Genomic DNA, 12537 nt, shown 5'->3' with positions numbered 1-12537 from the left:
TTTTCAGGCTTTTGTATCGCTGTGTATCCCCGGGCAGCAGGGATACACAGCCATTTATACCCGCCAGTTTCCGACACATAGACGATACCTCGAGAGCCTTGAATGAGCCCCATCGAGGCACACCACAACGCCTCGGCTCAAACCCACTGAAGCCTTGAGGAACACGCCATGAAAAATACTTCCGTTATCGCCGCCTGCCTGTTTGCCGCGCTGAACATCTGCACCCTGTCGGCCCGCGCCGAAGCCGTTGTCACCCCGCAAACCTACAGCTACGGCACGCACCTGGATATCCAGAAAGTGGTTTCGCTGACACAGGACAACTCGGTGACGTGCGGCGTCGTCGATGCGCGCATGACGTACCTGGATTCGGCCAATAAAACCCACGAGCTGGATTACCGCAAGTTTGCTGACGGCTGCAACAACGACAACTGATTCGTCACTCTTTTGAAGGGAAAAACCATGAATAACTTCTCGCGTTTCCTCACAGCCGTCGCTTTCTCTCTCGCCGGTGCCGCCACCCATGCCAACGCTGCGGTTGAACAGCATAGCTGCCACGGCAGCAGCTGTTTTCAACTGACGCCAATCGCCAAACAAGGTGCTGATGCCTTGCTCGCGGCTGACGGCGCCGGCCGCACGCCGCAAGGGCAGAGGCTGGAAAGCCAGAACGCCTGATCCCTGGCCACAGGGCTCGGTTTTCACATTTATTCAGGGTGACTTTTATGTACCTCATCGCTTTCCTCGGCGGTCTCTTGACCGTTCTTAGCCCGTGCATCCTGCCGGTGGTGCCATTCCTGTTCGCCGGGACGCAGCGCAGCCGTTCTTCGATATTGCTGACTCTTGGCGGTATGACACTGACCTTCGCGCTGATCTCCAGCCTGGCTGTGGTCAGCAGTGAATGGGTGATTCAGGCCAGTAACAACGGTCGCCATATCGCGCTGATCGTCATGGCGCTGTTTGCGCTGTCGCTGATCTCGGCGCGAATCGGCGACTGGCTGGCGCGTCCGTTTGTGTGGCTCGGCAACCGCCTCGATCCCGCTGCGCAAAAAAAGGCCGGGCCCTTGGGCTCGGTGATGATCGGCGTCGCCACCGGGCTGTTGTGGGCGCCGTGTGCCGGGCCGATCCTCGGGGTGATTCTCACGGGCGCCATGTTGCAAGGCGCCAACGCGCAGACAAGCCTGTTGTTGCTGGCTTATGGCGCGGGCAGTGCGTTGTCGTTGGGCACGCTGATTTTCGCCGGTCGCGGGTTGGTCAACCGCTTGAAACCGTCGATCCCGTTCACTGGTTGGTTGCGCCGTGGCGCCGGTGTCGCGGTACTCGTGGCGGCGGCCGTGATTTCCACCGGTGCCGATAAAATCCTGTTGGCCGGCACTTCCTCGGAAAGTGTCGCCAGTGTCGAGAAAAGCCTGCTGGATAACGTGCCGAAAGTGCTCGACTTCCTCGTCAGCAAGGTCCGCGCTGATCCGCTGATGGACGAGAGCAAAGGCGCGATGCCGTCGCTGGCCGGTGCCGTGCAATGGCTCAATTCACCGCCATTGAGCGCCGAATCCTTGCGCGGCAAAGTGGTGCTGGTGGACTTCTGGACTTACGACTGCATCAACTGCCAACACACCTTGCCCTACGTCAAGGAATGGGCGCAAAAGTACCAAAAGGATGGGCTGGTCGTTATTGGCGTGCACACCCCGGAATACGGCTACGAACGCATCATCGACAACGTCAGGGATCAAGTGAAAAAGCTCGGTATCACTTACCCGGTGGCCATCGACAACAACTACGCGATCTGGCGCAATTTCGATAACCAGTACTGGCCGGCGCATTACCTGATCGACGCCAAGGGCCAGGTGCGTTTCAGCCACTTCGGCGAAGGGCGCTACGAGGCGCAGGAGCAAATGATTCGGCAATTGCTGGAAGAGGCCAAGACACCTGCTGCCTGATCAACCACCCCATTGGCTCAGAGATCACGGACCATGAGCCATTGATCATTGTCCCAGGCGTGAAAGCGCTCCAGCACCTGCCAGCCACGTTTGGCGTAATAGTCCTGTTTGGTCTGCGTGTGCAGATAAAGACGCGGCAGGCCACGGCTTTTCGCTTCCTGACAAATTCCTTCGATCAACTGCTCGGCGAGGCCTTGCCCGCGAGCTGCCGGGTCAACGAATACGCAGGCCAGCCAAGGGCCAAGATCCGGCCGAAGCGCGAGATCATCGCGGGCCAGCGCCGCACCACCGACCAGTCGCTCACCGTCCATGGCGATCAGGCAAGACCAGTCACCATTGCTTTGACCGTCGGCAAATTCCCGTTGCCATTCGGCCAGGGGCTGATGGGCGTATTCGTAGTGAAACTGTTGGTGGATCCACGCGGCATAGGTGTCGCTGTGTTGCAGGTGGCGGGCCAGCCAGTCGAGACGCAGAGGCATGAGACGAGTCCGTTCAGAGGGCGAACGCGCATCAGAAACCAATCGACCGCTGCTGGCAATGCCGAGGGTGTTGCACACCCTTTACAGATTTCCACCACTCATCGGCAAAGCCTCCGTTTTGCCGGCTCGGCAGACGATTGGCAGGGACGCCGGCTGCCCTCGGCGCGATAGTGGGCGAGCAGGGCCACTGCCGGCCCCGCCACAAACGCTACACCACAAGAAGAACGCGAGGTTGCCATGCCGAAATTCGTGATTGAACGCGAGATTCCAGGGGCCGGGAAGCTGTCGGAGCAAGAACTCAAGGCCGTGTCGCAAACGTCCTGCCAGGCGTTGCGGGAACTCGGGCCACAGGTGCAGTGGCTACAGAGCTACGTCACTGCCGACAAAATTTACTGCGTGTATATCGCTCCCAATGAAGAGCAGGTGCGCGAACACGCTCGCCTCGGTGGTTTCCCCGCCAACAGCGTGGCGCGAGTGGTGACGGTCATCGACCCGACAACCGCCGAGTGAAGGCAGCTTCAACCTGTTGCGGAGCACTGTGCATGAGTACCCCGATTGATCTGACTGCCTTGAAGGAACGCCAGAAAGTTGCCTGGGCCAGTGGCGACTACTCCCTGATCGGCACGACCTTGCAAATCGTCGGTGAAAACCTCGCCGAGGCCTGCGACCTGCGTTGTGATGAGGAAGTGCTGGATGTCGCCGCCGGTAACGGCAACGCGACGCTGGCGGCAGCGCGGCGCGGGTGTCTGGTCACCTCGACCGACTACGTGGCAGCCCTGCTGGAACGCGGCCAGGATCGTGCCCGCGCCGAGCACCTGGACGTGACCTTTCAAGTCGCCGACGCCGAAGCCTTGCCGTTCGCCGATGGCAGTTTTGCCGCGGTGCTGTCGACGTTCGGGGTGATGTTTGCCCCGGATCAGGATGCGGCGGCGGCCGAGTTGGCGCGGGTTTGCTGTCGTGGCGGGCGGATCGGTCTGGCCAACTGGACGCCGGAGGGTTTCGTCGGCCAGATGTTCAAAACCCTCGGTCGCCACTTGCCACCACCGGCCGGCGCCCAGCCACCGTCGAACTGGGGCACGGAAGCGTGGCTGCACCAGCATTTCGATGATCGCGATTTTGTCGTGCAGGTGACGCGGCGCGAATTCAACTTCCGTTACCGATCGGCGGCGCACTTCATTGATATCTTTCGGCATTGGTACGGGCCGGTGCACAAGGCCTTCGCTGCGCTGCCGCCGGAAAGCGGCCAGGCGCTGGAAAGTGATCTGGCGGATTTGCTCAACCGTCTGAACCGGGCAGGGGAGGACTCGTTGGTGGTGCCGAGTGAGTATCTGGAGGTGGTGATCAGCAAGCGCTGAGTCGAACTCGATCCTTGTGGGAGCTGGCTTGCCAGCGATAGCGGTCTATCGGCAGATAAATATGCTGACCGACCCACCGCAATCGCGAGCAGGCTCACTCCTACAGAGATTTGCGGCGTACACCGCGTCTGTAAACGACACAAAACCTGTAGGAGTGAGCCTGCTCGCGATAGCGGTGTGTCAGACAACAAAGATATCGACTGATCCTCCACCATCGCTGGCAAGCCAGCTCCCACAGGTTTTTGTGGTGCCGTCAAATTCCACATGCACCGCAAATCTTTGTGGGAGCTTGCCTGCAAGCGATTGCTTTCTGACATTCAACATTGATATCGACTGACCCGCCGCCATCGCGAGCAGGCTCACTCCTACAGAGATTTGCGGCGTACACCGCGTCTGTAAACAACACAAAACCTGTAGGAGTGAGCCTGCTCGCGATAGCGGTGTGTCAGACAACAAAGATATCGACTGATCCTCCACCATCGCTGGCAAGCCAGCGCCTACAGGTTTCTGTGGTGCCGTCAAATTCCACATGCACCGCAAATCTTTGTGGGAGCTTGCCTGCAAGCGATTGCTTTCTGACATTCAACATTGATATCGACTGACCCGCCGCCATCGCGAGCAGGCTCACTCCTACAGAGATTGGCGGCGTACACCGCGTCTGTAAACGACACAAAACCTGTAGGAGTGAGCCTGCTCGCGATAGCGGTGTGTCAGACAACAAAGATATCGACTTATCCTCCGTCATCGCTGGCAAGCCAGCTCCCACAGGTTCCAGTGTGTCGATTGGGCTTACTTCTGATGGGATCGATCAAACCATTCCAGCGCAGTGCGCCAGATGCAGATCCCCAGAAAGTAAGCCGACATCAGCAACCACAAACCCATCACCAGCGGGTTGATCACCGGGTGATTGAGCACCAGTGACAAACTGCACAGCAGCCAGATTGCCGTGACCGCAATGTTGATCGGCATGAAGCGGCGCACGCGGAACGGATGCAGGAACTTCATCCGCGTCACCGTCAGCAGCGCCAGGCCGATCACGGTCAGAAAGGTGATCCACGGTCCCGGCCCGATGATGTACAGGCACAGTGCGACGACGTTCCACGCGGCGGGGAAGCCGACGAAATAGTTGTCCTTGCTTTTCATGTTGACGTTGCAGAAGCAGAACAGCGACGACACCAGAATCAGCGACACCGTCAGCAACAGCGTGTAATCGGGCAACGGAATGTAGCGATAGATAAACAGTGCCGGGATGAATACGTAAGTCAGGTAATCGATGACCAGATCAAGGATCGAGCCGTCGAAACTCGGCAGTACCGATTGCACATTGACCTTGCGCGCCAGTGCGCCATCGAGGCCGTCGACGATCAGCGCCACTCCAAGCCACATCAGGCAATGGACGGGCTGGTTTTCGAGCAAGGCGAGGGTGGCCAGAAACGCCGTGACCACGCCGGTCGCGGTAAAGCCATGGGCGCCCCAGGCCTTGAGCCTGGCAATGTGGACGGTGGATATCACGGGGGCGTTCTCCAGAAATTCAAGCAAGCCGAGTCACACCCTTAAGCAGCAAGGGCGCCGGCTAACCGGGTCGGGGGTGCAGCTATCGACCGGTCATGCCGGGATAAGGTTCACCCACCATGAATCTTAGCTCGCCACTGAAAAAATACGCAGGCGAAATCTGTAGTCCTTTTCTGTGTCGGCCAAACGGTGCTGGCGCAATGGCTGCATCGGTCTATTGTTGGCAGACGCAATTACTGCCAATGCATCGAGGATGCCGTCATGAACACCAGCGATTTGCTCGAACAACTGCTGCGGGGCCAGGCCTCGGCGGGTCAACAAAGTGGAGCCTCGGCCGGTGGTGGTCTGGGTGGCCTCGGTGGATTGCTGGGCGGGCTGCTCGGTGGCGCGGATTCCACCGCTACTCGTGGCGCTTCGCCTGCGGGAGGGGCTGGTGGATTGGGCGGCTTGCTCGGTGGTTTGCTCGGCGGCGGAGGCTTGGGCAGCGTTTTGGGCGGCAGCGCTGGCACGCAAAGCCGATCCGGCGGTACCAACTACGCGGCGCTGGCATCGCTGGGCATGATGGCGTTCCAGGCCTATCAAGCCTGGCAACGCAGCCAGGCCAGCGCGGCACCGCAGCAGACGCCGCAAACAGCCAATCTGCTCGCCGGCCCCGAAATCGAAGAACACAGCCACGCCGTGCTGCGTGCGTTGATCGCGGCGGCCAAGGCTGATGGGCACATCGACGTTACTGAAAATCAACGTATAAGCACTGAGATCGGCAAGCACACCGATGATCCGCAACTACAGCAGTGGCTGAATGACGAGGTCGCCAAGCCTCTTGATCCCGATGAAGTAGCACAGTCGGCTAACAACGATCCGGCGGTGGCCGCGGAAATGTACCTGGCCAGCGTGATGCTGGTGGACGATCAACAGGACGCCGAGCGCAACTATCTGGATGAACTGGCGGCGGCGTTGAAGATTGATCCTGAGTTGCAGGTGCACCTGGAGCAGCAGACCAAAGGTCAGGCCTGAAGCAAGATCAAAAGATCGCAGCCTATCCCCTGTAGGAGCTGCCGAAGGCTCGGGCCGCGATCGGACGATCTTTTGACCTTAAAGCCAAACGGCATCCCACAAAGGATAATCCCCCAAACGCTGAACCAATCCGGCACGCAACGGATTCATGACGATATACCGTGCGGCCGCTTTCAGGTCCTCATCACGTCGCAACGCCCGATCGTGATACCCCCGCTGCCACAACCGTCCCTGACTCCCGCACTTTAGATTGATCGATCGACAACTCCTCGATTTAACGCGTCGCATCAACTCCGCTAAAGAACCCGTTCGCAATTCAACCAGCCAATGCAAATGATCCGGCATCACGACCCACGCTAGCGAATGAATCATTCCCTCATCATTCGCAGCGCGCATCTGCTCTACAAGCAACCGTCCGATTCGCCAATCTGCAAACACCGGCCGACGCTCATACACAACCGCAGTAAGCGAATAAATTCGACCTACCTCGCTATAACGCCCTTTGCGCAAACCACACGCTTTTGCAGCCTCAGGCATTCCATTGCCCTCCTTTTTTAGTCCCTGAACATTAGCTTCTGCCCTAGCAACCGCGAACTCCAACTATTGCACGATGTAACCCTGTAGGAGCTGCCGAAGGCTGCGATCTTTTGATCTGGATATTTAAAAGCAAGATCAAAAGATCGCAGCCTTCGGCAGCTCCTACAGGGGAGATGTGCAATCGAGATATGCAGGGGCTAACCCGCCGTCCGTCCGGGCCTTTTTCAGGTCGATTGAATTTTTGCCACGCGCAACCCCTCTGCTGCTGTAGAGGCGCGAAACAGCGTCCTGCCAATCGACCGAGACTATTGCCATGACTGTCCTGACACCTCTGCAATCCGTGCCAGCCCAAGCACAAGCGATCGATCCCGCCGGGAATCTCCGTGGCATTTATGAAACGCTGCTACGGGAGGAAAACCCGCACGCACTTGCGCAAACGTTCCTGCACGAGCAGCTTCAACGCGCGGCAGCGTTGCCCGAAGAACTGCCGCAAGATCCCTCTACCTGGCACGCCTGGGTCGCCGCGCATTGCGCTGATGTCGCTCGGCAATACGCCGACTATTTGCAACAACGCAAGGCTGGCGGGCCACGGCAATTCTTCAGCAACAAGGCTCAGGCGCTGTATTTCCTGCAAGCGGTGGGGCCTACCAAACTGGTCGATGGTGCCTGGCTGTACGGGTTGTTGCAGAACTGGCGCGATCCGCGTTTCAGCGGTTTGCTGTGCACCTACCTGGAAGAACTCGGTGAGGGCAATCCGGCGCAGAACCATGTGGTGATCTACCGCAAACTGCTGGCCGAACACGATCTCGACCACGCCAGCCCGATTGCCGATGAGCGTTATCTGCAAGGCGCGCTGCAATTGGCGCTTGGCGTCTGCGGCGATGAGTTTTTGCCGGAATTGATCGGGTACAACCTCGGCTACGAACAACTGCCGCTGCATTTGCTGATCAGCAGTTACGAACTCGCCGAGTTGGGCATCGATCCGTACTACTTCACGCTGCATGTGACCATCGACAACGCCAGCACCGGTCATGCGCAAAAAGCCGTGCAAGCGGTGTTGGATCTGATGCCGCTTGAAGCTGATCGCGCCGACTTTCTGCGCCGGGTGTCGCTGGGTTATCGACTCAATGACCTGGGGCAGGGTAGCCGCGCGATCATCGAGGGTTTCGACCTGGAAAAAGAGATGCTGGCGATGCTCGAACGCAAGTGCCCGTTTGCCCAGCACATGCACTCGGACTATTGCCGCTTCGAAGGCAAAACCGTCAATCAATGGCTGGCCGAACCGGCGCATCTGCCGGGTTTCCTGCAAGCCCTGCAGGGCAAAGGCTGGATCAAACGCCATGAAGATCCGCAGGCGAGTCGTTTCTGGCAACTGATCGACGGCGATGGCGCGGCAATGTTCGGCGTGTTCAGCGCCTACGAAAAACAGTTGGTACACGACTGGATTGCCGGAGACTGGAAACCCTCGGAAAAAGCCAAGCCTATGCGCCGACACGCGCCCGCCAACTCACCGATCGAGGTGCCGGAACAGGACCCCGACGTGCAGCAGCTCAACGCCGCGCTGCAAGGGCAGGACGGCCATGCACAGATGGCAGCGCTGATTCCCTGGCTGGCGCCGGCGCGGCATGCGCATCCTGCCGGGCTGCTCGCTACCCGGCGCTTCATCGAACTCAAATCCCGCCTGCCTTAAGGACATCAGCAATGAATCAGGAAGAACAACTGTCCACCCACGACCTCGCGCTGCTGCAACTCGGCCGGCGCTTGCAGGCTGACGGCTATCGTTTCATCACCCCGACGCCGCTGACCCATCAGCGGGTCAACCAGCGTGACGAAGGCCAGTTCGCCGATTCCCTGCGCGATGTGTTTGGCTGGTCGCGGCCCTTCGAGCCGGGCCTGTTGTCTGCCGATGAGCAGCGCCAGTTGCAGGACGCTCAGGTCATCGATAACTACGAAGGTCACCTGAAAAGCCGCGTGCGCTGGTCGAGCCTGGACGACTTGCTGTTCGTGCATTCGGCGTATCCCACTGATGCCGCTGACTCGGTGTTTTTCGGTCCGGACACTTATCGTTTCGCCCAACTGATTCACGCCCATTTGCAGCAGAACTTTGCGCCGATCCACCGTGCTGTGGACATTGGTTGCGGTGCCGGTGTCGGCGCCATTCTGATTGGCCGCGCCCGTCGTGAAGCGCAGGTGCTGGCGCTGGATATCAATCCCGCCGCGCTGCGCCTGACCACGATCAATGCGGCATTGGCGGAAGTCGGCAACGTCGAAGCCAGTGCCAGCGATCTGCTGCAAGGCGTCGACGGCGAGTTCGATCTGATCGTCGCTAATCCGCCGTACATGGCCGATCCGGCCGCGCGAGCCTACCGGCATGGCGGCGGCACGCTGGGCGCAGGTCTGTCGCTGCGCATCGTCGAACAGGCCCTCAATCGGCTCACGCCGGGCGGCTCGTTGTTGCTTTACACCGGCGTGGCGATGGTCGATGGCCGCGATCCGTTTCTCGACACGGTGTTGCCACGGCTCGACGAAACGCGGTTCGCCTGGACCTACCGGGAAATCGATCCGGATGTCTTCGGCGAGGAGCTGCTTAACCCCGGCTACCAGCGGGTCGACCGGATCGCCGTGGTCGCCTTGACCGTGACTCGTATTGGCTGAAGCAGGGCAGGTGCGCCATGAGCAGAAACCTCGACGACTACAACCGCATGCGCGATTTCTCGGCGACGTCGGAGCCGGCCGCTGTCAAGCGTGCGGGCAAGAAAACCGCCGCGGATCACGCCTTGCAGTTCTGCATCCAGAAGCACGACGCTTCGCACCTGCATTACGACTTTCGCCTGGAGCTTGATGGCGCGCTGAAGAGCTGGGCGGTGCCGAAAGGGCCGTCGCTCGACCCCAAGGTCAAGCGTCTTGCAGTGCATGTCGAGGATCATCCACTGGATTACGCGACGTTCGAAGGCAGCATTCCTGAGGGGCATTACGGCGCCGGGGATGTGATTGTCTGGGATCGGGGCGTGTGGATTCCGCTGGAAGATCCACAAAAAGCCTACGCCAAGGGCAAGCTCAAGTTCGAATTGCAGGGCGAGAAACTCGCCGGGGTGTGGAATCTGGTGCGCACGCACATGCCGGGCAAGAAGGAGAACTGGTTCCTGATCAAGCATCAAGACAGCGCCGCCCGTGCTCAGGATGATTACGACGTATTGGTGGCCGAACCGGACAGCGTTTTGAGTGAGCGCACCCTGGTCGATAAACCGAAGCTAGCCGCCAGGCAGGTCAAGCCCATAGACAAGCCTGCCGCCAAACCACGCAAAAAGGCTTCGGGCACGCTGACCGGCGCACACAAGGCGAAAATCCCCGCGCAACTGAAACCGCAACTGGCGACTCTGGTCGACAGCGCGCCGGAAGGCGACTGGAGCTACGAGATCAAGTTTGACGGTTACCGGATCATGGCGCGGATCGACGGTGATCAGGTTCAGCTGTTCACCCGCAACGGTCACGACTGGACGCACAAGTTGCCGAAACAGGCAGAAGCGCTGGCCGCTCTGGGACTTGAATCGGCGTGGCTTGACGGTGAAATGGTGGTCGCCGACGAACAGGGCGTGCCGGATTTTCAGGCACTGCAAAATGCCTTCGACTCCGGCAGCAGTGCCAACATCCTTTATTACCTGTTCGACATGCCGTACCTCAACGGCGTCGACTTGCGCGAAGTCGCTGTCGAGGAGCGCCGCGCAGCGCTATCAACGGTGCTCGGTGCTCATGAGCAACCGCTGTTGCGCTTTTCCCAAGCCTTTGATGAAACCCCGGATGCGCTGCTCAACAGCGCCTGTCAGATGCAGATGGAAGGCCTGATCGGCAAACGCCTCGGCTCGCCGTACGTTTCACGGCGCAGCAGCGACTGGATCAAGCTCAAGTGCAAACATCGTCAGGAATTCGTGATTGTCGGCTACACCGATCCGAAGGGCTCACGCAGTGCCTTCGGCGCGTTGCTGCTGGGTCTGCATGATCGTGACAGCGGCGAGTTGCGTTATGCCGGCAAAGTCGGCACCGGTTTTAATGAAACAACCCTGAAAAGCATCCTCGCGCAACTCAAACCCTTGCAGGTGAAGAAGGCCGCTGTGGTCAATCCGCCGGACGGATTCGAAGCCAAAGGCGTGCATTGGCTCAAACCGAAACTGCTGGCAGAAGTGGCGTTCGCCGAAATGACCAAGGACGGCTCGGTGCGTCATGCGGTGTTCCATGGTTTGCGCGATGACAAACCGGCCAAGGACATCACTGAGGAGCGAGCGAAACCCGTGAAGACTTCAAAGACCAAAACCGCCGCGAAGAAAGCGCCGAAAAAAGCTGCTGCGAGTCAGTCAAAATCGGCGGACACCGCACCATCGCAACTCGGCCTGGCCAACGGCAAAGTGCGCATCACTCACCCCGATCGGGTGATCGACGCCGTCAGCGGCACGACCAAAATGCAACTGGCCGAATACTACGCCAGCGTTGCCGAGTGGATCCTGCCGCAACTCAAGGAGCGCCCGGTCGCGTTGGTGCGGGCGCCGGACGGCATCGCCGGCGAACTGTTCTTCCAGAAGAACGCCGAACGTCTGGCCATTCCCGGCATCACCACGCTGGACAAAGACGTCACCGGGCAACCGGTGATGCTGATCAACAACGCCGAAGCGCTGATCGGCGCGGTACAGATGAGCACCGTCGAACTGCACACCTGGAACGCCACCACGGTTGACCTCGACAAGCCTGATCGCTTCGTCCTCGACCTCGACCCGGATCCGGCGCTGCCATGGAAAAGCATGGTCGAAGCCACTGCGCTGACCCTCACGGTGCTGGATGAACTGGGGCTCAAGGCGTTTCTCAAAACCAGTGGCGGTAAGGGCATTCACTTGGTGGTGCCGTTGACCCGCAAGCTCGGCTGGGATGAGGTCAAGGACTTCAGCCATGCGATTGTCAGTCATATGGCCAAACTGCTGCCGGATCGATTTTCGGCGGTGTCGGGGCCGAAAAACCGCGTCGGGCGAATCTTCATCGACTATCTGCGCAATGGCCTCGGCGCGACGACCATTTGCGCGTATGCCGCACGCACCCGTGAAGGTTTGCCGGTGTCGGTGCCGTTGTTCCGGGAAGAAGTGGCCGAGATCAAGGGCGGCAATCAGTGGAACATCCATAACGTGCATGAGCGGCTGGCGGAAGTCGGTGACGAGCCATGGGCGGACATGAAGAAAACCCGCCAGAGCATTACCGCTGAAATGCGCAAACGGGTCGGCATGAAAAAGTGATCAGGTATCGCGCAGCAAGTCGTGGGCGTTGAGCAGTTCGAAAGCGATTTCCGGGTGGTTTTCCAGGCCCCGGCGAATCGCTGCGGGAATCGCCTGACGCGTCTTGCGGCACAGCCCCGGCAACTCTTCGATCTGAATGGCAATGCCGCGCATCGTGCGCACTTCATTGAAACCGGGAGCGATATCGACGCGAATGCCCAGTTGTTCAAACATCCGTTGTTGCAGGTGCTTGAGGTCGGCCAGATCCTTGAGCATCTCCAGGCGTGCGAGCAGGCGTTTTTCTTCCTCGCGCGTCAGACGCAGGATGCGCAGATCCGCGCCGGGATTCTCCAGCAGCGGATCGCGCCCGCAATTGCAGGCGCCGGGCGGGCAGGGTGAGCGCAATGGCGCAGAAGTCGTCATGGCCTCCATCATAGAGGCCGTCGGACATTTTTGC

Annotated in this window: 13 protein-coding genes; 9 read left to right on the top strand and 4 right to left on the bottom strand. The window is 59.6% G+C overall.

Annotation, left to right across the window (positions count from 1 at the left end):
* The first annotated feature begins 168 nt into the window (after positions 1–168).
* From JFT86_RS25735 to JFT86_RS25725, 3 genes are read left to right on the top strand one after another with little or no spacing between them, the layout of a single operon-like run.
* Positions 169–432, top strand: a complete 264-nt coding sequence (locus tag JFT86_RS25735) for a DUF2790 domain-containing protein (protein WP_201233827.1) — start codon at positions 169–171, stop codon at positions 430–432.
* A 27-nt stretch (positions 433–459) separates the two neighbouring features.
* The gene (locus tag JFT86_RS25730) at positions 460–672 is read left to right on the top strand and encodes a hypothetical protein (protein WP_201233826.1); all 213 of its coding nucleotides are present in this window, start codon (positions 460–462) and stop codon (positions 670–672) included.
* Between the two features lie 47 nt (positions 673–719).
* On the top strand, positions 720–1931 hold the full coding sequence (locus tag JFT86_RS25725) for a cytochrome c biogenesis protein DipZ (protein WP_201238953.1): 1212 nt from the start codon (positions 720–722) through the stop codon (positions 1929–1931).
* A 17-nt stretch (positions 1932–1948) separates the two neighbouring features.
* Here the strand turns inward: JFT86_RS25725 and JFT86_RS25720 are convergent, their stop codons facing one another.
* A complete protein-coding gene (locus JFT86_RS25720; protein WP_201238952.1) occupies positions 1949–2410 on the bottom strand; it encodes a GNAT family N-acetyltransferase in 462 nt (153 codons plus the stop codon).
* Positions 2411–2647: 237 nt separating this feature from the next.
* Here JFT86_RS25720 and JFT86_RS25715 point away from each other — a divergent pair, with 237 nt between their 5' ends.
* A complete protein-coding gene (locus tag JFT86_RS25715) occupies positions 2648–2920 on the top strand; it encodes a DUF4242 domain-containing protein (RefSeq protein WP_201233823.1) in 273 nt (90 codons plus the stop codon).
* Positions 2921–2952: 32 nt separating this feature from the next.
* Positions 2953–3765: a class I SAM-dependent methyltransferase gene (locus tag JFT86_RS25710; protein ID WP_201238951.1), complete on the top strand. Its 813-nt coding sequence runs from the start codon at positions 2953–2955 to the stop codon at positions 3763–3765.
* Positions 3766–4554: 789 nt separating this feature from the next.
* Here the strand turns inward: JFT86_RS25710 and pcsA are convergent.
* Entirely contained in the window at positions 4555–5277 is a 723-nt protein-coding gene (gene pcsA / locus JFT86_RS25705; RefSeq protein WP_201238950.1) for a phosphatidylcholine synthase, read from the bottom strand.
* A gap of 261 nt (positions 5278–5538) precedes the next feature.
* On the opposite strand from pcsA, the gene JFT86_RS25700 reads away from it, so the two are divergent.
* Positions 5539–6291, top strand: a complete 753-nt coding sequence (locus JFT86_RS25700) for a tellurite resistance TerB family protein (protein WP_201234032.1) — start codon at positions 5539–5541, stop codon at positions 6289–6291.
* Positions 6292–6369: 78 nt separating this feature from the next.
* Here the strand turns inward: JFT86_RS25700 and JFT86_RS25695 are convergent, their stop codons facing one another.
* A complete protein-coding gene (locus JFT86_RS25695; protein ID WP_201233822.1) occupies positions 6370–6828 on the bottom strand; it encodes a transposase in 459 nt (152 codons plus the stop codon).
* Positions 6829–7141: 313 nt separating this feature from the next.
* Here JFT86_RS25695 and JFT86_RS25690 point away from each other — a divergent pair, with 313 nt between their 5' ends.
* The 3 genes from JFT86_RS25690 to ligD are packed head-to-tail and all read left to right on the top strand — an operon-like array spanning position 7142 to position 12101.
* Entirely contained in the window at positions 7142–8518 is a 1377-nt protein-coding gene (locus JFT86_RS25690) for an iron-containing redox enzyme family protein (protein ID WP_201238949.1), read from the top strand.
* A gap of 11 nt (positions 8519–8529) precedes the next feature.
* Positions 8530–9483 (top strand): class I SAM-dependent methyltransferase, encoded by a 954-nt coding sequence (locus JFT86_RS25685; RefSeq protein ID WP_201238948.1) that lies wholly within the window; start codon positions 8530–8532, stop codon positions 9481–9483.
* Positions 9484–9500: 17 nt separating this feature from the next.
* Positions 9501–12101, top strand: coding sequence for a DNA ligase D (gene ligD, locus JFT86_RS25680; RefSeq protein ID WP_201238947.1), 2601 nt, complete (start codon positions 9501–9503; stop codon positions 12099–12101).
* Here the strand turns inward: ligD and JFT86_RS25675 are convergent, their stop codons facing one another.
* Positions 12102–12503, bottom strand: a complete 402-nt coding sequence (locus JFT86_RS25675; protein WP_201238946.1) for a hypothetical protein — start codon at positions 12501–12503, stop codon at positions 12102–12104.
* Positions 12504–12537 lie beyond the last annotated feature (34 nt).

The organism is Pseudomonas sp. TH06 (assembly GCF_016651305.1).
Lineage (GTDB): Bacteria > Pseudomonadota > Gammaproteobacteria > Pseudomonadales > Pseudomonadaceae > Aquipseudomonas.
This window is presented reverse-complemented; position numbering and strand designations above follow the sequence as displayed.

Bases quoted from the DNA above. Each gene is read 5' to 3' on its own strand.
- JFT86_RS25710 (WP_201238951.1), top strand. From the start codon at position 2,953: ATGAGTACCCCGATTGATCTGACTGCCTTGAAGGAACGCCAGAAAGTT.
- JFT86_RS25700 (WP_201234032.1), top strand. From the start codon at position 5,539: ATGAACACCAGCGATTTGCTCGAACAACTGCTGCGGGGCCAGGCCTCG.
- JFT86_RS25730 (WP_201233826.1), top strand. From the start codon at position 460: ATGAATAACTTCTCGCGTTTCCTCACAGCCGTCGCTTTCTCTCTCGCC.
- JFT86_RS25735 (WP_201233827.1), top strand. From the start codon at position 169: ATGAAAAATACTTCCGTTATCGCCGCCTGCCTGTTTGCCGCGCTGAAC.
- ligD (WP_201238947.1), top strand. From the start codon at position 9,501: ATGAGCAGAAACCTCGACGACTACAACCGCATGCGCGATTTCTCGGCG.
- JFT86_RS25690 (WP_201238949.1), top strand. From the start codon at position 7,142: ATGACTGTCCTGACACCTCTGCAATCCGTGCCAGCCCAAGCACAAGCG.
- JFT86_RS25695 (WP_201233822.1), bottom strand. From the start codon at position 6,828: ATGCCTGAGGCTGCAAAAGCGTGTGGTTTGCGCAAAGGGCGTTATAGC.
- JFT86_RS25725 (WP_201238953.1), top strand. From the start codon at position 720: ATGTACCTCATCGCTTTCCTCGGCGGTCTCTTGACCGTTCTTAGCCCG.
- JFT86_RS25715 (WP_201233823.1), top strand. From the start codon at position 2,648: ATGCCGAAATTCGTGATTGAACGCGAGATTCCAGGGGCCGGGAAGCTG.
- JFT86_RS25685 (WP_201238948.1), top strand. From the start codon at position 8,530: ATGAATCAGGAAGAACAACTGTCCACCCACGACCTCGCGCTGCTGCAA.
- JFT86_RS25720 (WP_201238952.1), bottom strand. From the start codon at position 2,410: ATGCCTCTGCGTCTCGACTGGCTGGCCCGCCACCTGCAACACAGCGAC.
- JFT86_RS25675 (WP_201238946.1), bottom strand. From the start codon at position 12,503: ATGACGACTTCTGCGCCATTGCGCTCACCCTGCCCGCCCGGCGCCTGC.